At 67.7% G+C, this 23,253-nt stretch carries 24 protein-coding genes and 1 tRNA gene; 13 read left to right on the top strand and 12 right to left on the bottom strand.

The features are described 5' to 3' along the window. Positions 1-100 precede the first annotated feature (100 nt). Genes AN936_RS21285 through AN936_RS25165 form a run of 5 tightly spaced genes read left to right on the top strand, consistent with a single transcriptional unit; the run spans position 101 to position 4,532 of the window. Positions 101-1,429 carry a DUF58 domain-containing protein gene (locus tag AN936_RS21285; RefSeq protein ID WP_054589822.1) on the top strand — a complete coding sequence of 443 codons (1,329 nt, stop codon included), beginning with the start codon at positions 101-103 and terminating at the stop codon, positions 1,427-1,429. Continuing rightward, positions 1,426-2,457: a stage II sporulation protein M gene (locus tag AN936_RS21280; protein WP_084758574.1), complete on the top strand. Its 1,032-nt coding sequence runs from the start codon at positions 1,426-1,428 to the stop codon at positions 2,455-2,457. The genes AN936_RS21285 and AN936_RS21280 overlap by 4 nt, the downstream gene beginning before the upstream one ends. Continuing rightward, the gene (locus AN936_RS21275) at positions 2,454-3,323 is read left to right on the top strand and encodes an RDD family protein (protein WP_054589821.1); all 870 of its coding nucleotides are present in this window, start codon (positions 2,454-2,456) and stop codon (positions 3,321-3,323) included. Before AN936_RS21280 ends, AN936_RS21275 begins: the two co-directional genes overlap by 4 nt. Further along, positions 3,310-4,026, top strand: a complete 717-nt coding sequence (locus tag AN936_RS21270) for a nitroreductase (protein WP_054589820.1) — start codon at positions 3,310-3,312, stop codon at positions 4,024-4,026. The genes AN936_RS21275 and AN936_RS21270 overlap by 14 nt, the downstream gene beginning before the upstream one ends. Next, positions 4,023-4,532 carry a hypothetical protein gene (locus AN936_RS25165; RefSeq protein WP_054589819.1) on the top strand — a complete coding sequence of 170 codons (510 nt, stop codon included), beginning with the start codon at positions 4,023-4,025 and terminating at the stop codon, positions 4,530-4,532. The genes AN936_RS21270 and AN936_RS25165 overlap by 4 nt, the downstream gene beginning before the upstream one ends. 291 nt (positions 4,533-4,823) lie before the next feature. Here the strand turns inward: AN936_RS25165 and AN936_RS21260 are convergent, their stop codons facing one another. From AN936_RS21260 to AN936_RS21245, 4 genes are all read right to left on the bottom strand, one after another. Continuing rightward, positions 4,824-7,232 (bottom strand): ligase-associated DNA damage response DEXH box helicase, encoded by a 2,409-nt coding sequence (locus tag AN936_RS21260; protein WP_054590481.1) that lies wholly within the window; start codon positions 7,230-7,232, stop codon positions 4,824-4,826. 214 nt (positions 7,233-7,446) lie between these two features. Next, positions 7,447-7,917: an SRPBCC domain-containing protein gene (locus AN936_RS21255; protein WP_054589818.1), complete on the bottom strand. Its 471-nt coding sequence runs from the start codon at positions 7,915-7,917 to the stop codon at positions 7,447-7,449. Beyond that, a complete protein-coding gene (locus tag AN936_RS21250; protein ID WP_054589817.1) occupies positions 7,914-8,240 on the bottom strand; it encodes an ArsR/SmtB family transcription factor in 327 nt (108 codons plus the stop codon). The genes AN936_RS21255 and AN936_RS21250 overlap by 4 nt, the downstream gene beginning before the upstream one ends. Next, positions 8,237-8,707 (bottom strand): VOC family protein, encoded by a 471-nt coding sequence (locus AN936_RS21245; RefSeq protein ID WP_054589816.1) that lies wholly within the window; start codon positions 8,705-8,707, stop codon positions 8,237-8,239. Before AN936_RS21245 ends, AN936_RS21250 begins: the two co-directional genes overlap by 4 nt. Before the next feature lie 100 nt (positions 8,708-8,807). Between AN936_RS21245 and AN936_RS21240 the strand changes: the two genes are divergently transcribed. Continuing rightward, positions 8,808-9,737 (top strand): glutaminase, encoded by a 930-nt coding sequence (locus AN936_RS21240; RefSeq protein WP_054589815.1) that lies wholly within the window; start codon positions 8,808-8,810, stop codon positions 9,735-9,737. A 27-nt stretch (positions 9,738-9,764) separates the two neighbouring features. On the opposite strand, the gene AN936_RS21235 is transcribed toward AN936_RS21240, so the two are convergent. Further along, positions 9,765-10,034 (bottom strand): DUF3297 family protein, encoded by a 270-nt coding sequence (locus tag AN936_RS21235; RefSeq protein ID WP_054590480.1) that lies wholly within the window; start codon positions 10,032-10,034, stop codon positions 9,765-9,767. Positions 10,035-10,374: 340 nt separating this feature from the next. Between AN936_RS21235 and AN936_RS25160 the strand changes: the two genes are divergently transcribed. Together AN936_RS25160 and AN936_RS21225 are read left to right on the top strand one after the other, a co-directional pair. Further along, the gene (locus AN936_RS25160) at positions 10,375-11,295 is read left to right on the top strand and encodes a hypothetical protein (RefSeq protein WP_054589814.1); all 921 of its coding nucleotides are present in this window, start codon (positions 10,375-10,377) and stop codon (positions 11,293-11,295) included. 8 nt (positions 11,296-11,303) lie between these two features. Further along, on the top strand, positions 11,304-12,938 hold the full coding sequence (locus AN936_RS21225) for a ShlB/FhaC/HecB family hemolysin secretion/activation protein (protein WP_054589813.1): 1,635 nt from the start codon (positions 11,304-11,306) through the stop codon (positions 12,936-12,938). Here AN936_RS21225 and AN936_RS21220 read toward each other — a convergent pair. Then, complete coding sequence (locus AN936_RS21220; RefSeq protein WP_054589812.1) at positions 12,890-13,390, bottom strand: hemerythrin domain-containing protein; 501 nt, start codon at positions 13,388-13,390, stop codon at positions 12,890-12,892. The genes AN936_RS21225 and AN936_RS21220 overlap by 49 nt on opposite strands. Before the next feature lie 176 nt (positions 13,391-13,566). After that, entirely contained in the window at positions 13,567-14,124 is a 558-nt protein-coding gene (locus AN936_RS21215; RefSeq protein WP_054589811.1) for a DUF4402 domain-containing protein, read from the bottom strand. 113 nt (positions 14,125-14,237) lie between these two features. Between AN936_RS21215 and AN936_RS21210 the strand changes: the two genes are divergently transcribed. Then, complete coding sequence (locus tag AN936_RS21210) at positions 14,238-15,161, top strand: ABC transporter ATP-binding protein (RefSeq protein ID WP_054590479.1); 924 nt, start codon at positions 14,238-14,240, stop codon at positions 15,159-15,161. After that, positions 15,154-16,740, top strand: coding sequence for an L-aspartate oxidase (nadB, locus tag AN936_RS21205; protein WP_054589810.1), 1,587 nt, complete (start codon positions 15,154-15,156; stop codon positions 16,738-16,740). The genes AN936_RS21210 and nadB overlap by 8 nt, the downstream gene beginning before the upstream one ends. Here the strand turns inward: nadB and AN936_RS21200 are convergent. The 3 genes from AN936_RS21200 to AN936_RS21190 are packed head-to-tail and all read right to left on the bottom strand — an operon-like array spanning position 16,737 to position 19,356. After that, positions 16,737-16,982 (bottom strand): GlsB/YeaQ/YmgE family stress response membrane protein, encoded by a 246-nt coding sequence (locus AN936_RS21200; protein WP_054589809.1) that lies wholly within the window; start codon positions 16,980-16,982, stop codon positions 16,737-16,739. The genes nadB and AN936_RS21200 overlap by 4 nt on opposite strands. After that, a complete protein-coding gene (locus AN936_RS21195) occupies positions 16,979-18,175 on the bottom strand; it encodes a M20 family metallopeptidase (protein WP_054590478.1) in 1,197 nt (398 codons plus the stop codon). Before AN936_RS21195 ends, AN936_RS21200 begins: the two co-directional genes overlap by 4 nt. Before the next feature lie 5 nt (positions 18,176-18,180). Then, positions 18,181-19,356, bottom strand: coding sequence for an acyl-CoA dehydrogenase family protein (locus AN936_RS21190; RefSeq protein ID WP_054590477.1), 1,176 nt, complete (start codon positions 19,354-19,356; stop codon positions 18,181-18,183). A gap of 116 nt (positions 19,357-19,472) precedes the next feature. Here AN936_RS21190 and AN936_RS21185 point away from each other — a divergent pair, with 116 nt between their 5' ends. Further along, on the top strand, positions 19,473-20,744 hold the full coding sequence (locus AN936_RS21185) for a dipeptidase (RefSeq protein ID WP_054589808.1): 1,272 nt from the start codon (positions 19,473-19,475) through the stop codon (positions 20,742-20,744). Between the two features lie 3 nt (positions 20,745-20,747). Here AN936_RS21185 and AN936_RS21180 read toward each other — a convergent pair whose 3' ends face one another. Then, entirely contained in the window at positions 20,748-21,170 is a 423-nt protein-coding gene (locus AN936_RS21180; protein ID WP_335337290.1) for a DoxX family protein, read from the bottom strand. Then, a complete protein-coding gene (locus AN936_RS21175) occupies positions 21,167-22,459 on the bottom strand; it encodes an FAD-dependent oxidoreductase (protein ID WP_054589807.1) in 1,293 nt (430 codons plus the stop codon). Before AN936_RS21175 ends, AN936_RS21180 begins: the two co-directional genes overlap by 4 nt. Positions 22,460-22,628: 169 nt before the next feature. Between AN936_RS21175 and AN936_RS21170 the strand changes: the two genes are divergently transcribed. Further along, positions 22,629-22,702: transfer RNA gene (locus AN936_RS21170), tRNA-Gln, on the top strand. 227 nt (positions 22,703-22,929) lie between these two features. Further along, a complete protein-coding gene (locus tag AN936_RS21165; RefSeq protein WP_054589806.1) occupies positions 22,930-23,238 on the top strand; it encodes a hypothetical protein in 309 nt (102 codons plus the stop codon). The last annotated feature ends 15 nt before the right edge of the window (positions 23,239-23,253 follow it).

The following is a 23,253-nucleotide window of genomic DNA, read 5'->3' as shown; positions in this document are numbered from 1 at the left end:
GCAGGGCTGACGGAGGGGCCGTTGGCGCACCCCCGCAGCCCCTCCACCGCCTTCGGCGGTCCCCCTCCCCACGGCTGCGCCGCAGGGAGGGATACTCAAGATGATATACCCCACCCGCCGCGCCATCTATCTGCTGCTGCTCGGCGCCCCGCTCGCGCTGGCGCTCGGGCTGGTCCGGCCCGAACTGTGGCTGATCGCGCCCGGGTGGATCGCGGTGATTCTCGCCTGCCTGCTTCTCGACACGATTGCCGGGGCCAGCCCGCGCCGCCTCGCGCTCGACACCCGCTTTCCGCATCAGGTCGGCGTCGGCGACGCGTTCGACCTGTCGGTCACCGCCAGCGGGGTCGCGGTGCCGCGGCGCGCCGAACTCGCGCTCGCGCTCGACGACCGGCTCGCCGCCGGCGGACGCCTCGCCGGCACGCTGCGCGCGGTCGACACTGGCGATGGCAGATCGCAAACGCTCGCCCAGACGCTGTCGCTCGCCGCGACCCGGCGCGGACAGGCGCTGGTCGAGGCGCTGTGGATCCGCTGGGCGGGGCCGCTCGGGCTCGTCTGGAAACAGCGCCGCTTCGCGATCGACCGCCCGATCAGCGTCGTCCCCAGCCTGCGCGCGGTGACCGAGGAGGGCAGCCGGCTGTTCCAGCGCAACAGCTGGTTCGGCCTTCGCCAGCAGCGCTTCCGCGGCGAAGGCACCGAGTATGAGGCGCTCGCCGAATATCAGCCGGGGATGGACCGGCGCGCGATCGACTGGAACGCCACGGCGCGCCACGTCAAACTGCTCGCCAAGGAATATCGCGTCGAGCGCGACAATCGCGTCGTCCTCGCCATCGACGGCGGGCGGACGATGGCCGAGCCGGTCGGCGGCATGCCGCGCGTCGACCGCGCGGTGTCGGCGGCGCTGCTCCTCGCCTATGTCGGGCTCAAACTCAACGACCGGATCAGCCTCTTTTCCTTCGCCGCCAAGCCGCACACGCTGACCCCAGCCTATATGCACACGCAGGATTTTCCGGCGCTGCAACGCGCCGCGAGCCTGATCGACTATGCGCATGTCGAAAGCAATTTCACCCTCGCGCTCACCACGCTGAGCGCCCAGCTCAACCGCCGCTCGCTGATCATATTGTTCACCGAATTCACCGACGCCACGAGCGCCGACCTGATGATCCGCGCCGCCGGGCGGCTGGTGCAGAAGCACCGCCTGCTGTTCGTCGTCATCAAGGACGAGGAGGTCGAAAGCGAGGAAAGGCGCCGCCCCGAAAGCGGCGCCGACGTCACGCGCTCGAACGTCGCGGCGGCGATGCTGCGCGACCGGCAACTCGTCATCGCGCGGCTCCAACGGCTCGGCGCCGACGTGATCGAGGTTCCCGCCGACGCGATGGGCGCGAGCGCGGTCGACGCCTATCTCGGCATCAAGCGGGCCGGCAGCCTGTGACCACGCCCGCTGCCCCCGCCATCACCGCCCCGGCCTTTTCGACCGGCCGCTTTCGCGCCGAGCGCGAGGCCGACTGGATCGCCTTCGACCTGCTGCTCACCAAGCTCGAAAAAAAGGGCGCCAAGGCGCTGACCAGCGACGAATTGCTGCAACTGCCCCTGCTCTATCGCGCCACCCTCTCCTCGCTGTCGATCGCGCGCGCGACCAGCCTCGACAAGGCGCTGCTCGATCATCTCGAGGCACTGTCGATCCGCGGCTATTTCCTGGTCTATGGCGTGCGCGAAACGCGCTGGAGCCGGGTGCGGCGTTTCTTCCTCTACGACTGGCCCGCCGCGGTGCGATCGGTGTGGAAAGAAACGATCGTCATTGCGCTGATCATCATCCTCGGCGCGCTGACCAGTTACTCGCTCGTCGCGCACCAGCCCGAATGGTATTTCAATTTCATCGACGAGGGGATGTCGGGCGGCCGCGATCCGCGCGCGACGGCCGAGTTTCTCCAGTCGACGATCGGCCATGGCAAGGCCGCGAGCGAACAGGAAAGCGGGCTCCACGTTTTCGCCACCTTCCTGTTCACCCACAACAGCCAGGTGTCGATCCTGTCCTTCGCGCTCGGCTTCGCCTTCGGCGTGCCGACGATGATGCTCGAATATTATCAGGGCATCGGGCTCGGCGCGATGCTCGCGGTGTTCGCGAACAAGGGCCTCGGTTTCGATTTCGGCGGCTGGCTGTTCATCCACGGCACGACCGAGCTGTTCGCCGCCGCGCTGTCGGGCGCCGCGGGGCTCCGGATCGGTACCGCGGTCGTCTTTCCCGGCGCGCGCGGCCGGCTGGAGGCGGCTTCGGCGGCGGGGCGCACCGCGGGCAAGGTGATGGTCGGGGTGATATTGATGCTGCTCGTCGCCGGGCTGCTCGAAGGCTTCGGGCGCCAACTCATCACCGACACGCTACTGCGCTATGGCATCGGAACGCTGATGCTGCTGTTCTGGCTCGCTTATTATTATGTCCCGCGGCGCGAGGATGTCACATGACCGCCGCGAGCAACCTCAAGCTGCGCGAGGCGCGGGCGAAGAAAATCCGCCAGTTCATCACGCCCGAGGGCGTCGACCTCGAACTGAAGATCGCGAGTGCGGGGCTGCGCCTCGGCGCGCTGGTCGTCGACCTGACGCTGATCGTCGTCGCCCTCTTCGTCTTTTCCTTCTTCATCGCGTGGGTCGGCGTCGGGTCGAAATCCGACATTGCCTATGTCGTCTGGATGCTCGGCTTCTTCGCGCTCAGGACCTTCTGGTTCATCGGCTTCGAACTCGGCCAGCGCGCCGCGACGCCGGGCAAACGGCTGATGGGCGTTCGTGTCGTCGCGCGCGACGGCGGGCGACTGACGGCCGACGCGGTGGTCGCGCGCAACCTGATCCGCGAACTCGAACTCTTCCTGCCGCTGATGATGCTCGGCAACGGCATTTCGGAGGATGCCATATCGGGCTGGACCGTGCTCGCGGGCGTGCTCTGGTCGCTGACGCTCAGCCTGTTCCTGCTGTTCAACCGCGACCGGATGCGGATGGGCGACCTGATCGCGGGGACGTGGGTGGTGATGGCGCAGCGCGTCAAGCTCGACGCCGATATCGGGGTTGCCGGCGACCAGACGGGCGCCATCGCCTTCACCGAAGCCGAACTGTCCGTCTACGGAATTTTCGAGCTGCAGGAGCTCGAACGCGTGCTGCGTGCCCGCGACGCGCGCGCGATGCGCGAGGTCGCCGACACGATCCGCGCTAAAATCGGGCGTCCCGTCGCCGAAGAGGATGACGTCTTCCTGTTGAACTACTATCGCCAGTTGAAGGCCCGGCTCGAACGCAAGCTGCTGTTCGGCAAGCGCCGCGAGGATAAATATGCCAGTGACTGATACGCTTTCCCCGCCCGCCACCACCGCTTCGGTAACCGATGCGCTGCATCGCCGCCGCTCGGTGCGCGCCTTTACCGACCGGCCGGTCGACCCCGCACTGCTCCGCGACATCTTCGCCGCCGCCCAGCGCGCGCCGTCGGGCGGCAACCTCCAGCCGTGGCAGGCGACGGTGCTGACCGGCGCGCCGTGGCAGGCGGTGCAGGACGCGGTCGCGGCGCGGATCGCGATGGGGCGCGAGGGTTATGAGCCCGAATATGACATCTATCCCAAGGGGCTGACCGATCCGTGGGAAAGCCGCCGTTACGGCGTCGGCGAGGCGCTTTATGCATCGCTCGGCATCCCGCGCGAGGACAAGCCGGCGCGGCTCGACCAGTTCCGCCACAATTACCGCGGCTTCGGCGCGCCGGTGATGCTGTTCCTCCATTGCTCGCGGATCATGGGTCCGCCGCAATGGTCCGACATGGGAATGTGGCTGCAATCGGTGATGCTGCTGCTCGTCGAACATGGCCTCGCGAGCTGCCCGCAGGAATGCTGGGCGATGTACGGCGCGACGGTGCGCCGCACGCTGGGGCTCGGCGACGACCAGATCCTGTTTTCGGGGCTCGCGATCGGCTATGCCGACGAAGATGCCGCGGTGAACCGGTGGCCGGTGCCGCGCGTAGAGCTGGAAGACGTGATCGATTGGCAAGGATTTGGCGAATGAGCTGGCAGCGCGCCTGGTTTCGGTACGGCACCGCCGTGCCGCTGATGCTCGCCGTCGCGAGCTGTACCGCCATCCCGACCCCCGAAGCCCCGCCGCCCGCCCCCGCGCCGCTGCCGGCCCCGGCCCCCGCGCCGGCGCCCGCGCCGCCGACGAGCGGGTCGTGGGAAAGCCGCGCGGTCAACAATGGCGCGTGGCGCTATGACGCAGGCAGCCGCACCGCCGCCTTTGTGCCGACCGGCAGCGCCGCGCCGTTGCTGACCATGGCATGCACCGGCAGCGCGATTCGACTGACCTCGGGCCTCGCGGGCGATGTCAGCCTGCGCACCAGCGCCGGCACCGACCAGCTCCGTTTCGAGGACGGCAACGCGACGGTCCCGAACCGCGACATCCGCCTTGACCGCATCGCCTTCAGCCGCGGCCGCTTTGCGCTGGAAACCCCCGGCGGCAGCGGGCTGACGCTGCCCGTCCAGTCCGAAATCGGCCGCGTGATCGAAGACTGCCGCTAGCCGGGATTCCGCCCCATATCAGCCTAGAGTCTGTCCTGAAGAGATTGAGGCGTCGTGATTGCCCCGGGAGTTCGCCGGCAAGGAGCGACGCGCCGCAGGGGCTGGTGGCCCCTGCCAGCGACGTGACGATGTCCGGCGGGCTTCCCGGGGCAACCCCTTCGGGGCGGGCCGATTTTGGTCCAGGGCCGCGTCGCTCGTCGGTCACTATGCTGCAGCATGGCTCCCTCCTCGCTTCTCGCCCTGAGCCAAAATCGGCTCCGTCACGACGCCTCAATCTCTTCAGGACAGACTCTAGTCGGGCCGCATCGCTTCCTCCGCCAGCGCATCGGCGAGCTCGCCGAGCAGCGCGTCGTCGATATCGGCGGCGGCGACATTCTCGCGCCCGATCAGCACCAGCACGGGGATCGCCAGCGGGCTGATCCGTTCGAGCCGCCGGTGCACCATCGTCCCCGCGGCGCGATCGAGCAGGTCGCCAAGCCGCGCAACGTCGGTCAGCCGCTCGCGCGCATCGGCCCAGGCGGCTTCGAGCAGCAGGTGGTCGGGTTCGTATTTGCGCAGCACGTCGAAGATCAGGTCGGTTGAAAAGGTCACCTGCTTGCCGGTCTTGCGTTTGCCCGGATGCTGGCGCTCGATCAGCCCGCCGATCACCGCGACCTCGCGAAACGCCCGCTTCAGCAGGTGCGACCGCTCGACCCATTCGACGAACTCGTCCTCGAGAATCGCCGCATCGAACAGCGTCGCGGGGTCGGCCACCGGCCGCAGCGACCAGATGGCGAGCGCATAGTCGGAGGCGACGAAGCCCAATGGCTGCAACCCCGCGCGCTCCATCCTTTTGGTGATCAGCATGCCGAGCGACTGGTGCGCGTTCCACCCCTCGAACGGATAGGCGACCATATAATGCGCGCCTTCGTGGGGAAAGGTCTCGACCAGCAGTTCGCCGGGACGCGGCAGAACCGAGCGCAGCGCCTGCATCTCCAGCCAGAAGCGCACATCCTCGGGAAAGCGCTGCCAGCTTGCCGGATCGGCGAGGAAGCCGCGCACCCGGTCGGCGAGCCGCGTCGAAATCGCCATGCGCGCGCCCATATAGCTCGGGATGCGCGCCGGCCGCGTCGTCGCGCGGACGATCAGGTCGGTGTCGCGGATCGATTCGACCTCGAGGCTGAGCCCGGCAAAGGCAAAGGTGTCGCCCGGCGACAGCGTGCTGGCGAAATATTCCTCGACCTTGCCAAGCCGCCGGCCGTTCTTGAAGCGCACCTCGGCCATCGGCGCCTCGACGATGATCCCCGCATTGAGCCGGTGCTGTGCGGCGAGTCGCGGGTGCGCGATCCGCCAACCACCCTGCCCGTCAGGGGCAAGCCGACGAAACCGGTCGTAGCTTTTGAGCGCATAGCCGCCGTCGCGCACGAAGCCAAGCAGGCGCGCGAACAAGTCGGCGTCGAGCCAGCGGTACGGCGCCGCGCTCCGCACCTCGGCGAGCAGTTCCTCCTCACCGAACGGTGCCGCGCAGGCGAGCGCCATCACATGCTGCGCGAGCACGTCGAGCGCGCCGGGGCGGAAGCGGTCGGCGTCGCGCTCGCCCGCCTCGACGGCGTCCAGCGCCGCGCGCGCTTCGAGATATTCGAAGCGGTTGCCCGGCACGATCAGCGCCCGGCTCGGCTCGTCGAGCCGGTGGTTGGCGCGGCCGATGCGCTGGAGCAGCCGCGACGAGCCCTTCGGCGCGCCCATCTGGATCACGCAGTCGACATCGCCCCAGTCGAGCCCGAGGTCGAGGCTGGCGGTCGCGACGAGCGCGCGCAGCCGCCCTTCGGCCATCGCCGCTTCGGCGCGCTGGCGCGCCTCGCGGTCGAGGCTGCCGTGGTGGATGGCGATCGGCAGGCTGAGGTCGTTGACCTTCCACAGCTCCTGAAAGATCAGTTCGGCGAGCCCGCGGGTGTTGCAGAAGATGATCGTCGTACGGTTCGCCGCGATCACTTCCATCACCTGATGGACCGCATAGCGCCCCGAATGCCCGGCCCAGGGCACCGCCCCTTCGGGGAGCAGGATCGCAATATCGGGCTCGGCGCCCGGCTCGCCCTCGACGATCGTCACCGTATCGCCGCGGCTGTCGGGCGCAAGCCAGGCGGCATATTGCGGCGGGTCGGCGATCGTCGCCGACAGGCCGACACGGCGCAGCGCGGGCGAGATTTGCTGCAACCGGGCGAGCGAGAGGCTGAGCAGGTCGCCGCGCTTGCCGGGAGCGAAGGCGTGGATTTCGTCGATCACCACCGTCTTGAGCTCGGCGAACATCGCGAAACTGTCGGGATAGGATAGTAGCAGCGACAGCGATTCGGGGGTGGTCAGCAGGATGTTCGGCGGCCGGCTCCGCTGCCGTGCCTTCTTGTCGGACGAGGTATCGCCGCTGCGGCTTTCGACGCTGATATCGAGCCCCATTTCGGCGATCGGGGCGGTGAGGTTGCGCTCGACGTCCGCCGCCAGCGCTTTCAGCGGCGAGACATAAAGCGTGTGCAGCCGGTCGGAAGGGTTTTCCACCAGGTCGACGAGCGTCGGCAGGAAGCCCGACAGCGTCTTGCCCGCACCGGTCGCCGCGACAAGCAGCGCATGCTCGCCGCGCGCCGCCGCCGCAAGCATGTCGGCCTGATGCCGCCTGAGCCGCCACCCGCGCGCGGCGAACCAGTCGGTGAAGGGGGCGGGGAGGAGCATGATATTGATGTGGCGTTGCGAAGAGCGGCGGGCAAGCCCTTCGCCGCGATGTCCGGTTCCGGCCGGAAGCGGACGGCTCATTCTTTCTTGTTTCGTCATCCCCGCGAAAGCGGGGACCCAAGGCGTGCGTAGGCTTACCCCACACTGGGTTCCCGCTTTCGCGGGAATGACAAAGGTTTGGAACCTCCGCTCCCCACCCCAATCCCGCCATCGGCTACGCTCGTTCCGCCATCGCCTTCAGCAACGCCCGCCAATGCTCGCCCAGCCGCCGCTGGAACAGCATCAGTTCGAAGCCGTGGCGCGCGACATGCTGCTGCGGGATCGCGCCCCAGCCGCGATGCTCGACGGTCACGCGCGTCTCCGCGCCGACCGCCTCGAAGCGGACGTCGACCTCGGTTCCTTGATCGGCGGCGAAGCTCGGCAGGCGCCAGCCGAAAGCGAGCCTTTCGCCCGGCAGCCAGTGGCGCACCGGTCCGATCTCCCACTCCTCGCCGTCGGCGAAGCGCGTGACGAGGCGGCCGCCCGGCCCGGCGGGATCGAAGCGCAGCGCGCCGTCGCCCTTGCGCGAAAGCTGGAACAACGGATGGCTTTTCCACCAGGTCCCGATGTCGCGCGTGAAGGCGGTGAACGCGGCTTGCGGAGTCGCCGCGACGCGCAGCGCGACAATCACCGCTGCGCCGTTCATTCGCCGCTCTCGACATGGGCCTTGAACGCCGCGAGCTGGTGCGTCCACAGCGCCTCGGTCTCGGCGAGCCATTGTTTGAGCCCGTCGGTCGCGCCGTGCTTGAGGCTGTAGATGCGCACGCGCGCGTCGAAATGGGGATGCCCGTCCTCGACCAGCCCGCCCTGCTTCAGCGCGCGCAAATGCCGGCTCATCGCGGGCGGCGCGAGCCCGAGGTCGCTCGCCAGCTCGCCGGCGCTGCGCGGCCGCTGGCCGAGCAGTTCGACCGCGCGGCGCCGCACGGGGTCGGCAAGCGCGGCCAGCGTGCGGTCGACCGCCGCGCTCAACCGTCGAGCCGCGTCTTCGTCGTGAAGCCGCCCTCGGCGTCCCACTCGTCGGCGCTCTTGTCCTCCACCGTCACGCCGAAGGTCCAGATATGCCCCTCGGGATCCTTCGCCCGATAGGTGCGGTCGCCATAGAATTGCGTTTCGGGTTCGGCGATGATGTCGGCGCCCGCCGCGCGCGCCGCTTCGCAATGCGCGTCGATATCCTCGCCGCGGGCAAGCTGGACATGCACCGTCTGCGTATTCTTGCCGCCGAGGTTCGCGGGGCTGCGGTGATCGTCGGACCATTCGTTGCCGATCATGATCGTCGAATTGCCATATTCCATCTCGCTGTGCGCAAGATTGCCGTCGGCATCGAGCAGCACGAACAAAGGTTCGAACCCGAAGGCCGCCTCGAGCCAGCGAAACGCCGCCTTGCTGTCGCGATAACAGATGGCGCTCGACAGCCCCTTTGCGCGATGTTCGGCCATGATAAATCTCCCGAGTCGGTGAATTAGTTTCGCTTATATATAATATTTTCGGAAAATTGAAAATACATGCAATTGCGTGTGAAGTTGCTAGGAAAAGCGCATGACTCCCGATCTCGCCCGCTGCGTCGCCGAAGCCTATCAGATCGCCCTGCCGCACCGCGGTCAGGGCAGGGTCGCCGACTATATCCCGGCGCTGGCCAAGGTCGACCCGAACCGCTTCGGCTTCGCGCTCGCGCTTCCCGACGGGACGGTGCACGCGGCCGGCGACGCCGACATCGCCTTTTCGATCCAGTCGGTGTCGAAGGTCTTCACGCTGGCGCTCGCGCTCCGCCGCGTCGGCAGTTCGCTATGGGACAGCGTCGGCCGCGAGCCGTCGGGGTCGGCGTTCAACTCTATCGTCCAGCTCGAAAGCGAACAGGGCATTCCGCGCAACCCGCTGATCAACGCCGGCGCGATCGCGACGACCGACCGGCTGATCGACGGCCGCGGCGGCGACGCGGTGGTCGACGAGATACTCGATTTCATCCGGGCCCGCGCCGGCGACGACGGCGTCGATATCGACCGCGACGTGGCCGCTTCCGAATCCGAAACCGGCGCCCGCAATCGCAGCCTCGGCTATTTCATGCAGGCGTTCGACAATCTGCGCCATCCGGTCGAGGCGGTGACGGGGGTCTATTTCCGCCAGTGCGCGATCGCGATGAGTTGCCGCCAACTCGCCAAGGCCGGGCTGTTCCTCGCGATGGAAGGGCGCGACCCGCTGACCGGCGAGCAACTGATCGACCCGCACCGCGCGCGCCGCATCAATGCGATCATGATGCTGTGCGGCCATTACGACAACAGCGGCGAATTCGCCTTTCGCGTCGGCCTGCCGGGCAAGAGCGGGGTCGGCGGCGGCATCCTGTGCATCGCGCCGGGACAGGGATCGATCGCGGTCTGGTCGCCGGGGCTCAACGAGGCGGGAACGTCGCTCGTCGGCGCGCTCGCGCTCGAACATTTTGCCTATGCGGCGGGCTGGTCGGTGTTCGACTGACGCCCGCAGCAGCCCTTCAGGCGCCGCTCAGTCGGCCGCGGCTTCGCCGTCTTCGGCCGCCGTATCCTCGAACCACGCCTCGACCTCGCCCGACAATTTGATCGTCATCGCCTGGCCGAAGCGGTCTTTCGACTTGCCTGCCGCGACGCGAATCCAGCCTTCGGAAATCGAATATTCCTCGACGTCGGTGCGCTCCTTGCCCTTGAAGCGGATGCCGATACCGCGCTGCAGCACTTCCATGTCGAAATGGGGCGAGCGCGGGTTGGTCGACAGGCGATCGGGCGGGGTGTCGGTCATCTTGAAAATCTCCAATGCTTGCCCGGGCGGCTAGGCGAGGCGGCCCCGCAAATCAAGCACCGACACCGCAGCAACACCTCCCGTCAGCGCATCGATCCGCCGCCGCAATCCTGTGCCATTACAGGACATGCCGCCCCGCCCGCCGCATAGGCCAAGCGCTCCGGCGCGAAAAAGAGGGTTAAGCGCGGCGAATCGCCGGACGGTCGTCCTGTGGCGGGATCGCTGCCGCGCGATGGCTACCAATCACAATGAACGATATTTAACCATATGAAAATTCGGAACTAAATATTCCGGCACGACGCTTTTTCGTCGGGGGGCAGACCGTGCCAAGGAGGAAGTTATGCCTTTTTCCCGACTTGCTATCCACCCGTCCCATCTTGTCCTGATCCCGGCATGCCTCGCGCTCGCCGCGTGCGAATCCTCGGGTCATTACCGCGTCGGCAGCGTCGGCCCGGCGGGTCCGGCCGGCGCCGCCGGTGCGCGCGGCCCGGCTGGTCCCGAAGGGCCTGCCGGCCCGGCCGGTCCCGCAGGCCCCGCCGGAAACGGTGTCGGGCTCGGTAACGCCGGCGCCCTCGCGGTTGGCGGCCTTGTCGGCCCCGGCGGCGTTGCCGGCACCGGACTGCTCGCCAATACCGGAGATCCGACCCACACCAACCCGGTGATCGCGGGCGTACTCGTCAAATCGGGTACGCTGGTCAATGTCGTCGCCGACAAGGGGTTGTTGCTGGCGAACGCGGTCGATGCCAAGCTGCCCGGCGGCACGCCGCTCGTCGGCACCGTCATCGGCGTCGTCAAAGCGACCGGCGTCGCGCTCGTCCAGACCGGCAATGGCAAGCAGTTCCTGGTCGATGGCCTTACCGCGGCGCCCGGACAGTTGATCACCGCGACGATCGGCAAAGCGACCGCGCTCGGCTCGCCCGGCGCATCGCCGCTGATCGGTGCCAGCATATTGTCGCCGGGGCAGAAAACCGGATCGCTGCTCACCGTCGGGGTCGGCTCGGCGGGCCAGCTCGTGACGTTGCAACCCGGCCGCGGCGGCAACCTGCTCGGCAGCGTCGCCGCGCCCGGTACGGGAAATGCCGGCAACCCGGCCGCCCTCGCCGGCGGGGTGGTCGGCACCGTCACCAATACGCTCGGCCAGGTGACCGGTGGGACGGCAAGTGGCGGCGGCACGGCGACGCCGGCCGGCGGGCTCGTCTCGGGGGTCACCGGAACGGTCGGCACGCTCCTCGGCGGGCCGAAGCCGAAGGGCGGCAACTGATACCGCCGTTGCGCAGCCTGCGCAGCTTCGGGGTCGCGGCGGCGGGAGGCTTGCTCCTGCCCGCTGCGGCCTCGGCAGCGCAGCCGGCCGCCACGCCGATCGACGGCCGGCCGCCGCTCGCCCCGACACAGGGCCGCGACAATCCGCTCCCCGACCCCGAAACGTCCAAAATTGCGCTCGGCAAGGTCGAACTCGGCGCGCGGCCCGACGTCACCATCCGCGAGATCCGCTTCATCGGCGCCGGGGTTCCGCGCAATGTCGCGCGCGCGGCGCAACGCTTCGTCGGCAAGCCCGCCTCGGCGGACAATCTGACCAGGCTCGCCGCCGCCATGACGCGCGCCTATAACCGGTCGAGCGTCGCCCTCTTCACCCTCGTCATCCCCGAACAGGATTTGTCCGACGGCGTGATCGACGTCGCATCCGCCGAAGGCCATGTTTCGAACGTGACGCTGAGCGGTGAAAGCGACGGCGGCCCGGCGCCGCTGATCGCCCGGATGGCGGCCCGCCTCCCCGGTGACCGGTCGCTGTCGCGCGCGCGTTTCGAGCGCGTGCTCGGCAATATCGGCGATGTGCCGGGGGTGACCGTCACCCCCGCACTCGCGCTCGGCGGCGAGCCCGGGGCGGTTGCGCTCGACCTCGCACTCGACGCCAAGAAGCCGACCGTCGGCCTCGGTTTCACGACCCGGACCAGCCAGTTCGTCGAGGACGGCATGGTCGAGGCGAATGCCCGCAGCAGCAGCCTGCTGCGAAGCGGCGACGAAACCCGGCTGACGGGCGCCGCGGCGCTCAATTTCAAATCGCTCCTCTATGTCGCAGCGAGCCATGCGACGCCGATCGGTGCCGACGGCACGCGCGCCGAGCTGTCGCTCGCGGCGCTCCGCACCCGGCCGCGGAATCTCGCCATCGACGGCGACGCGTGGAGCGCCGGGCTCGGCGTTTCGCACCCGCTTATCCGGGCAACGCGGCGCAACCTGACGCTAGCGGCGCGGATCGATTATCTCGATTCCGAAAATGCGCTGTTCGGATCGACGATCGCCGCCGAAACGACCTGGACGGCCAGCACCAGCCTCGCCTTTCGGCTCAGCGAGGACCGCACCGTGGTCGGCGCCCGGATCGGCGCCGCGAAGGGCCTCGATATCGCGGGCGCGCGCGTCGATCCCGGCACCGGCGAGGCGGGTTTCCTCTATGCCGACGCGGGGATCGAGGCGAACCAGGCGATCGGCAAGATCGCCGTCGCGCGGGTCGCGGCGACCGGCCGCTGGACGCGCGACCGCCTGCCCGCCGCACAGCGATTCAGCGTCGGCGGCGCCACATTCGGCCGTGCCTTCGACGACGGTCTTGTGAACGGCGACCGCGGTATCGCGACCTTCGGCGAACTCGCGCTGCGCCCGCTCGCCGCCGGCAAATTCTCGAAGAGCGAGATCTACGGCTTTATCGATTATGCCGATGTCACGTTGCTCGCGCGGCCGACAAACCCCGACACGGATTTCCGGCTTGGCAGTTGGGGCGGCGGCATTCGCCTTTCCTATGCCGAAAATGCCACCGTCGGGGTGGAAGTTGCCGACGCCTGGAAGCAGCCGGTTCCCGGCTTCGATCAGGGTTGGCGGGTCGCGTTCAGCTGGAAATTGTCGATCCGGCCCTGAACGGCGACCGCCGCGATCGCGCCGCGAGCCGGGCCGAGATTTTCGGCGAGGGGATAAAGGTCGGCTTCCTCGCGCTCGATCCGGACCGCCAGCATATCGAGCATGATCGCCGTTGCGCGGCAGAAGTCGGGCCATGCCGCCGCGACCTTCGCTTCGCTCCATTCGGCATCATAGGCGACGAAATCGTCGGCGAGGTCGCCCATTTCCAGTTCGAACTCGCGCGTGACCCGGACCAGTTCGGGATCGCCGCTGGCCTTGAGTCGCGGGTAGAGGATCCAGTCCTCGCATTTGAGATGGCGGAGCAGCGTGTCGCGGAGCAGGCCGCGCGCCGCGACCAGTTCGGTCATCCGCGGCGGCTGCGGCGCGCGAACAATCCCGGTCAGGATCCGCGAAAGCGTCACCAGCGCTGCATGCTCGTCGCGCAGTCGCTGCATTTCATGGGCCAGGGGCATAGCGGTTCCAGCGATGCGAGTGGTCCCTCAAGCCCCGCGATAATGGCCCGCCGTGAAAAGAAGGTAAAGGCCCGGCCCGCTCCCTGTTCCGCCGCTGCAAATGACGGCACCGGCGAGCGCCTTGTCGGGCGCAAGTGGTCCCCGGTGCCGTCCTCCCCACAAGCAGACGTTGAACGTCAAAGATAATTCAGGGTGATCGTGAAACTGCCGCTATAGTCGCCGGGCGCCTGATTGGCGCCGACCTCCAGCGTCGCGCCGACCGGAAAGTTGTAATTGCCGAGCACGCTGTCGATCCGGAAGCGCGTCGGCGAGGTCGACAGGATCGCGGTCGGCGTGCTGCCGATCTCGAAATCGCGCACCCGCATCCGCGTGCCCGGGCCCGTGATCCAGATCGTGTTCGACCCCAGCGAAATATTGACCTGCCGCTGCGGCGTGCCGAGCCCGGCGAAGCGCGCGGGTTCGCCGCCATTGCCCGCCAGCGTCACGCCGCCGGTCTTCGTCCGCGATCCGTCGGGATAGAGGCGCACCGTTCCAGCGCTCCCCGACGCGATGATATCGCCGAAATCGAGGTCGTTGACCTTGAAGAAGGAAAGCGGCCGCAGAACGATGGCTTCGGCTTCGGTCTGCGCATTGTTCTGCGCCAGCGCCGGCGAAGCGGCGGGCGCGAGCAAAAGCGCAAAGGCGGCTAGGCCGCGCTGCGCAGGCAGCGGGCGGATGGTGTTTCTGGTCCTCACACCCCGGCTTCTATCAGCGACCTTCCAATTTACCGTTAACGCGGCGCTGACCAGAAAATCGGGCGCGCGATGAAGCCTTTCCCCGCCGCGAGAGCGCAGCTATGGAAACGCGCATGAGTGAAGCCGCGATCCGTATCGACGCCGTCTCCAAAACCTATGCCGGCGGCAAGCGGGCGCTCGACAACGTCAGCTTCGACGTTCCGCGCGGGCAAATCTTCGGGCTCTTGGGCCCGAACGGCGCGGGCAAGTCGACGCTGATCAATATCCTCGCCGGGCTGGTCAACAAGACGGGCGGGAGCGCGAGCATCTGGGGCTTCGACATCGACGCCGATCCGCGCAACGCCAAATATTCGATCGGCATCGTTCCGCAGGAAATCGTCTTCGACCCCTTCTTCACGCCGTTCGAGACGCTCGAGAACCAGGCCGGGCTGTACGGTGTACCCAAGGGCAAGCGCATTTCGGACGAACTGCTCGCGGCAGTCCACCTGTCGGACAAGCGCGATGCCTATGCGCGCACGTTGTCGGGCGGCATGAAGCGCCGCCTGCTCGTCGCCAAGGCGATGGTCCATTCGCCGCCGATCATCGTCCTCGACGAACCGACCGCGGGGGTCGATATCGAACTGCGCCAGCAGCTCTGGTCTTATGTCCAGTCGCTCAACGACCGCGGCGTCACCGTCGTGCTGACGACGCACTATCTCGAAGAAGCCGAGGAGCTCTGCGACCGCATCGCGATCATCAACCATGGCCGGCTGATCGCCAACAAGCCGACGCGCGAGCTGGTCGACATGGCGCGCGAGAAGATCGTCGTCGTGACGCTCGATGCCGATGTCACCGACCTGCCGAGCCACCCCGCGTTCGACAAGGTCGAGCGCGAGGGCGAGCGCGGGCTCGCGATCAGCTACAACAAGGACCGCGCCAACGCCGGCGAAGTGCTCGCCGCGGTCAACGCGATGGGGCACGGCATCGTCGACGTCTCGACGCGCGAAGCCGACCTCGAAGACGTGTTCCTCAACCTGACGCGGGCCGCCAATGGCTGAGGCGCTCGCCCACGACGTCATCATCGTCGGCTCGGGCGCCGCAGGCCTCACCGCCGCGATCGCGCTCGCCGATCATTGCCGCGTCCTCGTGCTCGCCAAGGGCGAACTCACCGGCGGGTCGACTGCGTGGGCGCAAGGCGGGATCGCCGCGGTGCTCGATGCCGGCGACACGTTCGAAAATCATATCGAGGACACGATGGTTGCGGGCGCCGGATTGAACCGGCGGCAGACGGTCGAGTTCGTCGTCGAAAACGCCCCGCACGCGATCGAGCGGCTGATCGAGATGGGCGTGCCGTTCAACAAGGAAGCCGAAGCGCTCCATCTGACGCGCGAGGGCGGCCATTCGCACCGCCGCATCGTTCATGTCGACGACGCGACCGGCTGGGCGGTGCAGGCGGCGCTGCTCAAGACAGCCGAGGCGCATCCGAACGTCACGCTGCTGCCCGGTCAGGCGTGCATCGACCTGATCACCGGCCGCCACGAGGAACGCTATTCGGGCTCGGGCCGCGTCTGGGGCGTCTATGCGCTCGACGAAAAGACGGGGAAGGTTCGCGCGCATGTCGGCCGGGCGACGATCCTCGCCAGCGGCGGCGCGGGACGCGTCTATCAATTCTCCACTGCCCCCAGAGGCGCGACCGGCGACGGCATCGCGATGGCGTGGCGCGCGGGCGCGCGGGTCAGCAACATGGAAATGATGCAGTTCCATCCGACCTGCCTCTATAATCTCGACGTCAAGAATTTCCTGATCACCGAGGCGGTGCGCGGCGAGGGCGGCATCTTGAAGCATCCGGTGACCGGCCATCGCTACATGCCCGACTATGACGCACGTGCCGAACTGGCGCCACGCGACGTCGTCGCGCGCGCCAACGACGACCAGATCAAGCGCTTCGGGCTCGACTATGTCCATCTCGACATCAGCGACAAGGACCCCGATTTCGTCGCGGGTCATTTCCCGAACATCTACGAGAAACTGCTGACGCTCGGCATCGACATGACGAAGCAGCCGATCCCGGTGGTGCCCGCGCAGCATTATACCTGCGGCGGTATATTGATCGACCTCGACGGGCGCACCGACCTGCCGGGGCTCCATGCCGCGGGCGAATGCACCGAAAGCGGGCTCCATGGCGCGAACCGCCTCGCATCGAACAGCCTGCTCGAATGCTTCGTCTTCGGCGAGGCGGCGGCGAAGGACATTATCGGGCGCTGGGACGAACTCGATGCGCCGCCGGCGATCCGCCCGTGGGACGAAAGCCGCGTCACCGATTCCGATGAAGAAGTCGTGATCAAGCAGAACTGGACCGAGATCCGCCGCTTCATGTGGAACTATGTCGGCATTGTCCGCACCACCAAAAGGCTCGAACGCGCGCAACACAGGATCAAGATGCTGACCGACGAGGTCGGCGACTATTACGGCCATTTCCGCGTCACCACCGACCTGATCGAGCTCCGCAACCTGCTCCAGTGCGCCGAACTCATCGTCCGCAGCGCGCTGCACCGCAAGGAAAGCCGCGGGCTGCACTATACGCTCGATTATCCGGACCTGTTGCCGCAAGCGGTCGATACGGTGCTGGTTCCCTAACCGCCGACCCCCAGCAACCGTCCGACGAGGATCAGCACGATCGCGCCGATCACCGAGGCGAGGCAGCCCGCGCGGTGAAAGTCGCCGCGGCCGCGCGAGGTGGCAAGGCCCGCGAGCAGCGAACCGCCGACCCCGAGCAGGATCGTCGCAACCCACCCCATCTCGACCGCACCGGGATAGAAAAAGCGCGCGAGCGCGCCGATGATCAGGCCCGAGACAATCGCGCCGATGATATTGATCATGCGCCGAATCCTTCGTTCAGAAACCGCTCGGCCAGCGCCGCGTGCAGCGCCGCGCCGCGCGCCATCACGCTTTCGTCGAGCACCATATGGTTGCTGTGCAGCCCGCAGCATTGCCGCCAGTCGCTGCCCGCCTCGCTCGCCCCGAGCCAGAACATCGCGCCGGGCACCTTTTCGAGCACATAAGAAAAATCCTCGGCGCCCATCACCGGATTGTCCATGGTGAGCCAGGCTTCCTCGCCGAAGGTCTGTTCGACCACCGACTGGCCGAATGCGACCGCGCGGGCGTCGCAGGCGGTGACGGGGAAGCCTTCGTCGATCCGCACCTCGGCGGTGCAGCCATGTGCTTCGGCGATTGCGGGCGCGAGGCGCTTCAGTTCGCGCGCGACCATCGCCCGGCGTTCGGGCGACAGGGTGCGGATCGTGCCGAGCATCTCGGCACTTTCGGGGATGATATTGTTCGTCGTCCCGGCCGCGATCTTCGCGACGGTGATCACCGCCGGGTCGAAGACCGAAATGCGGCGCGTCACCATCGTCTGGATCGCGGTGACAATGGAACAAGCGACCGGGATCGGGTCAACCGCATCGTGCGGCATCGAGGCATGGCCGCCCGCGCCCTTGACGGTGATCGCCAGGACATCGGACGACGCAAGCAGCGGCCCGGCGCGCCCGGCGAAAATGCCGTGCGGCGCGTTGGGCATGATGTGGAGCGCAAAGGCGGCGTCGGGCAGCGGATCGATGATACCGTCCTCCAGCATGAAGCGTGCGCCATGATGGCCTTCCTCGCCCGGCTGGAACATGAACATCACCGTCCCGGGCAGCCGGTCGCGTGCCGCGCACAGCAGCTTCGCCGCGCCGACGAGCATCGCGACATGCGTGTCGTGCCCGCACGCATGCATCGCGCCGCTGATCTCCGAGGAAAAGTCGAGCCCGGTGTCCTCGAGCAGCGGCAACGCATCCATGTCGCCGCGCAGCAGCACGGTGCGGCCGTTCGCGGGGCCGCGCAGGATCGCGACGAGCCCGGTCGTCGACGGCCCCTCGCGAAATTCGAGCGGCAGGCCGGCAAGCGCCGCCTTGATCTTCGCCAGCGTCTTCGGATTCTGCAAACCCAGTTCGGGCTCGCGGTGGATAGCGCGGCGGAGGTCGACAAGATCGTCGAGGAGGGTTTCGGCCTCGGCGGGCCAGCTTCGGGCGATCTCGTTCACTTCTTTCCTCCAAACAACTGCCGCCCCGCGAGGTCGAGCATGATTTCTTCGCTGCCGCCGCCGATCGCGTTGACGCGGACCTCGCGGTAGATGCGTTCGACCTTGCTGCCGGTGATGTACGACGCGCCGCCGAGGACCTGTGCGGCCTCACGCGCCACGCTTTCGAGCATGCGCGTCGCCTGCACCTTGAGCATCGCGAAGTCGGCGGGGCGATCCCTGCCCTCCTTCACCTGCCAGGCGCAAAGGTCGACCCACGCCTGCGTCGCCTCGATCTGGCGTTCCATGTCGGCGAGCTTGATGCGGATCGACTGGTGGCCGACGAGCGGCTTGCCGAAGGTCTCTCGGTTCTGCGCCCATTCGGCGGCCTCGGCCAGCGCGACGCGGGCAAAAGCGCAGCAGCCCATCGCCATGCCGAGCCGCTCGCTGTTGAAATTGCGCATGATGCCGATAAAGCCGCCATTCTCCGGCCCGATCAGGTTGGTCGCGGGGACGCGGACGCCATCGAAATGGATCGCGGCGGTGTCGCTGCACCGCCAGCCCATCTTGTCGAGCCGCGTCCGCTCGATGCCGGGACTCGCCATGTCGATCAGCAGCAGCGAAATGCCTGCCGCCCCCGGCCCGCCGGTGCGCACCGCGCAGGTCAGCCAGTCGGCGCGCATGCCGCTGGTGATGAACATCTTGCCGCCGTTCACGATAAAATCGTCGCCATCCCGGACCGCGCTCGTCTTCAGATTCGCGACGTCGCTGCCGCCGCCCGCTTCGGTGATACCGAGCGCGATGATCTTTTCGCCCGCCAGCACCGGCGGTGCGACACGCTGTTTCAGCTCTTCGGATCCCAGCGCGAGGATCGGCGGCAGACCGATACCGTGCGTCATCAGCGACGCACCGAGCCCGCCCGCGCCGACCGCGGCGAGTTCCTCGGTCAGCACGAGGCTGTGGAAATTGTCGAAGCCCTCCGAATGCCCGCCATATTCTTCGGGATAACGCAGCCCGAGAATGCCCGCTTCGGCGGCTTTGCGGTGCAGGTCGCGCGGCAATTCGCCCTCGGCTTCCCAGCGGTCGATGTGCGGTGCGATCTCGCGCGCGACGAAGCGGCGGACGCTTTGCGCCAGCGCCTCGTGGGTTTCGTCATAATAGGGCGAGCGCGCGCGCCAGTCGTCGAAGGCCGTCATGACACGCAGGCTGAGCGGAGAGCGGCGCGGGGTCAAGGGGGCGCCGTCCATCTATCGCTCGCCGCGAGCAAATCTCGGGCTCGATTTTCATGCGCGAGCCCCTAAGGTTGCGCGCCATGAACAAGCCCACCCTGCTCGCCGGCTTCGCCGCCCTCGCCCTCCTGTCCTCTCCTGCCGCCGCGCAACAATCGCCCGAGGCGGTCGCCGAGGCGGCGCTCAAGCGCGCGCCGGTATTCGACGGCCACAACGACGTGCCGTGGGCGCTGCGCCTGCGCGTCGGCAATGTGATCAACGACTTCGATTTCCAGGACACCACCGACACCGCGCGGCCCGATGCGACGCCGCCCGAACTCGCGATGCACACCGACCTGGCGCGGCTGCGCAAGGGCCATGTCGGCGCGCAATTTTGGTCGGTCTATGTCCCGTCGAACGACGACGAGTCGGAAGCGGTGCAGCAGACGCTCGAACAGATCGACGTCATGAAGCGGCTGGTCGCGCGCTACCCGAACGACCTTGTGCTCGTGCCCGACGCGGCGGGGCTCGAAAAGGCGATGAAGGCCGGCAAGATCGGCGGCATGCTCGGCATGGAGGGCGGCCAGTCGATCGGCTCGTCGCTTGGCGTGCTGCGCCAGATGTACGACCTCGGCGCGCGTTACATGACGCTGACCCATGGCAAGACCACGCCGTGGGGCGACAGCGCGACCGACGCGCCGAAGCATGACGGGCTCACCGATTTCGGGCGCCAGGTGGTGCGCGAGATGAACCGCATCGGGATGATCGTCGACCTCAGCCACGTCAGCGAAGCGACGATGAAGGACGCGCTCGAAACCGCGAAAGCCCCGGTGATGTTCAGCCATTCGGGCGTGCGCGCGGTCAACGACCATCCGCGCAACGTGCCCGACAGCGTGCTGCCGGCGGTCAAGGCGAACGGCGGCGTGATCATGGTCGTCTTCTATCCGCTCTTCCTCGATCCGGCCGTGCGCGCCCGCGATCTTGCCCGCACCGCCGAAAAGGCGCGTATCGACGCGCAATATCTCGGCAATCCCGCGGGCGCCGAAGCGGCGCTGAAGGCATGGGACGACGCCAATCCGGTGCCGCCGACGCCGATCGCGAAAGCGGCCGACCATATCGACCATATCCGCAAGACGATCGGGGTCGACCATATCGGGCTCGGCAGCGACTATGACGGGATCGAGATCACCCCGACGGGCATGGAGGATGTGACGGGCTACCCCGCGCTGCTCACCGAACTCGCGCGGCGCGGCTACAGCCAGGCCGATCTCGAAAAGATCGCAAGCGGCAATATGCTGCGCGTGCTGAAGGCGGTCGAAGCCTATGCGGCGAGCCAGAAGGGCCAGCCGCCGGTCGAAACGCCGGTCGCGAAATAGGGATCAGCGGCGGCGGAACGGCCAGTCCACCGCACCGCTGGCCCACAGCGCCCACCAGATGATCAGCGGCTGCGCGGCCAGCCGCGGGCCATGATACCACCAGCCAAGCGTTTCGCCGCCGATCGCGACCTGCGCAAAGGCATGGTGGAAGTTCGCCGGCCACACGCACAGCGCATAGAGCGCAAGGCCCCACCCGGCGGCCTTGCGCACCCGCGGGATCATCAACCCGATGGCACCGGCGATTTCGGCCACGCCGGTCGCCGCGACGACGAACCCCGGCTCGGGCACCCACGGCGGGGTGATCGCGAGGAAGGGCGCCGGTCGGGCGAGATGAAGATAGCCCGCCGCGCCATAGGCCAGCGCAAGCAGCCAGCGAAGCGCGGTACGGACCCAGTCCTTCAACGCGCGCCCTTCGCCGGGCGTCACCGCCCGATGGCTTCGAGCATCGCTTCGATGGTGACGAATTTCTCGCGCGGATTGCCGTCGAGCGCCGCCTTGATCTCGGCTTCCTCGATCCGCCGCCAGTCGCGGAAGGTCACCGGCGTCACGCCGCGGCTGGCGAGCAGCGCATCGAGCCCCGGGCGCCCCGCCTTGCCCGCCCCGCGCCCGATATCACCCAATACCATCTCGCCGATCCGCGCCCCGTCGGGCTTGTTCGTGCCGATCGTCCCCGACGGGCCGCGCCGTGCCCAGCCGACGCAATAAAGGCCCGGGAGGATGCGCCCGTCGTCGTTGGCGAAGCGGCCGCGGCCGTGCTCATAGGGCACGCCGGGGATCGGCGGCGTCTGATAACCGATACAACTGATCACCAGCCCGGCGTCGATCGCATAGGTCTCGCCCGTCCCGTGGCTGCGCAGCTCGCCGTCGAGCGTCGTACGCTCGACGATGACGCGCTGCACCTTGCCGTCTCCCTCGATCGCGACCGGCATGGCGAAGAAATCGAAATCGATCGTCACCGGCTTCGCGACCGGATTGGCGGCAAAGCTGCGGAGGTGGGTGACCGACTTGCGCATCCCGGGTTCGAGCAGCGCGTCGTCGCCCTCGGGCGGCAGGTCGGCGGGGTCGACACGCGGGCTCGCGCGGTCGAGGTGGCCCAGCTCGCCCAGCTCCTTCGGCGTCATCGCGATCTGGTGCGGCCCGCGGCGGCCGAGGATATGGATATGGCGCACCGCGCTTTCCGACAGCGCCGCGCGCGCATGCGCGACGATATCGCTGCCGGCGAATTCGGCCGGCGCCTTGGCGAGGATGCGCGCGACGTCGAGCGCGACATTGCCGTTGCCGATCACCGCGACCCCGGCAGCGCCGAGCGGCGGGTTCAGGCCGGCGAAGTCGGGATGGCCGTTGTACCAGCCGACGAACGCCGCGCTGCCGATCACCCCGGGCAGATCGGCGCCGGGGATGTCGAGCGGCCGGTCGTTCGGCGCCCCCGTCGCCAGCACGACGGCGTCGTACAGGCCGACCAGCTCGTCGATCGTCACATCGCTGCCGACCGCGACATGGCCGACGAAACGGACATTGTCGGTGAGCGCGACGCCTTCGTAACGCCGCGACACCGCCTTGATCGACTGGTGATCGGGCGCGACGCCGGTGCGAATGAGGCCATAGGGCACCGGCAGCCGGTCGATGACGTCGACCGCGATATCGTCGGCCTTCTGCAAGGTTTCGGCGGTGTAATAGCCCGCGGGACCCGACCCGACGATCGCGACATGACGCATCAGCCCACTCCTTCGAGGGTGTCCGCGCGGGCGCGGCCCCGTCTCTTGTTATCGAGGGCGATGCTAGCGGCGAAATACGGCAGGGCAAGCGCACTGTTTGCCGACAGGCCACGCCCCGGCGCAGCGGCCTTGACAGGCGGCCCACGCAATCATATTGCGCCCGCCTCATTGCCCCGTCGTCTAATGGTAAGACTACGGATTCTGATTCCGTCTATTGAGGTTCGAATCCTCACGGGGCATCCATCTTCCCTTCCTGCCAGCCATTTTTTCGATGCTGCCGAGCACTTGCCCTGCTTCCGCGCCACGACCCGATTTATCTGTCCGCAATCCCCGAGCTTGCAATTGGCCGAATCGGAGGCGATCGGGCGATGCCACGACGCTTTCCTGAAAGACGGCGAGATTCAGGCCTTCACCCCTCGCCCTGATTTACGCTATTGCTAATTAGTCGCAAGATTGCGACAGGGGCCGCGATGGCGAAGGCGGCGGAAAAATTGCGAGGGGCGAATCGGCGCGACGTGATGCTGCGGATATTGGCCGCGGTGCCGCTGAACTATGCGCTGACCGCGCTGCTTACGGTTTGGCTCGCGCGCATCCTGCCCGGCGGCCCGGCGCAGGCGTCGGTCGGCGCGACCCTGATGTCCTTCGCGATCTTCGCGCTGATCGCGATGCTGTGCTTTGCGGTGCGCTCGACCGCAAAGCTGTGGCTGGTCATGGTCGGTGCGGGCGCCGCGCTCGCACTCGCCGACTGGCTGCTCATCCTGTGGGGCGGGCGGCTGTGAAGGGCGGGTTGCGGC

The sequence above is a fragment of the Sphingopyxis macrogoltabida genome (genome assembly GCF_001307295.1).
Taxonomy (GTDB): Bacteria; Pseudomonadota; Alphaproteobacteria; order Sphingomonadales; family Sphingomonadaceae; genus Sphingopyxis; species Sphingopyxis macrogoltabida_B.
Note: the sequence above shows the minus strand (reverse complement) of the source record. Positions and strands in the feature narration are given on the sequence as shown.

Excerpts from the sequence above, each read along its gene's own strand:
- AN936_RS21285 (WP_054589822.1), top strand. The coding sequence starts at position 101 with ATGATATACCCCACCCGCCGCGCCATCTATCTGCTGCTGCTCGGCGCC.
- AN936_RS21275 (WP_054589821.1), top strand. The coding sequence starts at position 2,454 with ATGACCGCCGCGAGCAACCTCAAGCTGCGCGAGGCGCGGGCGAAGAAA.
- AN936_RS21270 (WP_054589820.1), top strand. The coding sequence starts at position 3,310 with ATGCCAGTGACTGATACGCTTTCCCCGCCCGCCACCACCGCTTCGGTA.
- AN936_RS25165 (WP_054589819.1), top strand. The coding sequence starts at position 4,023 with ATGAGCTGGCAGCGCGCCTGGTTTCGGTACGGCACCGCCGTGCCGCTG.
- AN936_RS21260 (WP_054590481.1), bottom strand. The coding sequence starts at position 7,232 with ATGCTCCTCCCCGCCCCCTTCACCGACTGGTTCGCCGCGCGCGGGTGG.
- AN936_RS21255 (WP_054589818.1), bottom strand. The coding sequence starts at position 7,917 with ATGAACGGCGCAGCGGTGATTGTCGCGCTGCGCGTCGCGGCGACTCCG.
- AN936_RS21245 (WP_054589816.1), bottom strand. The coding sequence starts at position 8,707 with ATGGCCGAACATCGCGCAAAGGGGCTGTCGAGCGCCATCTGTTATCGC.
- AN936_RS21240 (WP_054589815.1), top strand. The coding sequence starts at position 8,808 with ATGACTCCCGATCTCGCCCGCTGCGTCGCCGAAGCCTATCAGATCGCC.
- AN936_RS21235 (WP_054590480.1), bottom strand. The coding sequence starts at position 10,034 with ATGACCGACACCCCGCCCGATCGCCTGTCGACCAACCCGCGCTCGCCC.
- AN936_RS25160 (WP_054589814.1), top strand. The coding sequence starts at position 10,375 with ATGCCTTTTTCCCGACTTGCTATCCACCCGTCCCATCTTGTCCTGATC.
- AN936_RS21220 (WP_054589812.1), bottom strand. The coding sequence starts at position 13,390 with ATGCCCCTGGCCCATGAAATGCAGCGACTGCGCGACGAGCATGCAGCG.
- AN936_RS21210 (WP_054590479.1), top strand. The coding sequence starts at position 14,238 with ATGAGTGAAGCCGCGATCCGTATCGACGCCGTCTCCAAAACCTATGCC.
- nadB (WP_054589810.1), top strand. The coding sequence starts at position 15,154 with ATGGCTGAGGCGCTCGCCCACGACGTCATCATCGTCGGCTCGGGCGCC.
- AN936_RS21200 (WP_054589809.1), bottom strand. The coding sequence starts at position 16,982 with ATGATCAATATCATCGGCGCGATTGTCTCGGGCCTGATCATCGGCGCG.
- AN936_RS21190 (WP_054590477.1), bottom strand. The coding sequence starts at position 19,356 with ATGACGGCCTTCGACGACTGGCGCGCGCGCTCGCCCTATTATGACGAA.
- AN936_RS21185 (WP_054589808.1), top strand. The coding sequence starts at position 19,473 with ATGAACAAGCCCACCCTGCTCGCCGGCTTCGCCGCCCTCGCCCTCCTG.
- AN936_RS21175 (WP_054589807.1), bottom strand. The coding sequence starts at position 22,459 with ATGCGTCATGTCGCGATCGTCGGGTCGGGTCCCGCGGGCTATTACACC.
- AN936_RS21165 (WP_054589806.1), top strand. The coding sequence starts at position 22,930 with ATGGCGAAGGCGGCGGAAAAATTGCGAGGGGCGAATCGGCGCGACGTG.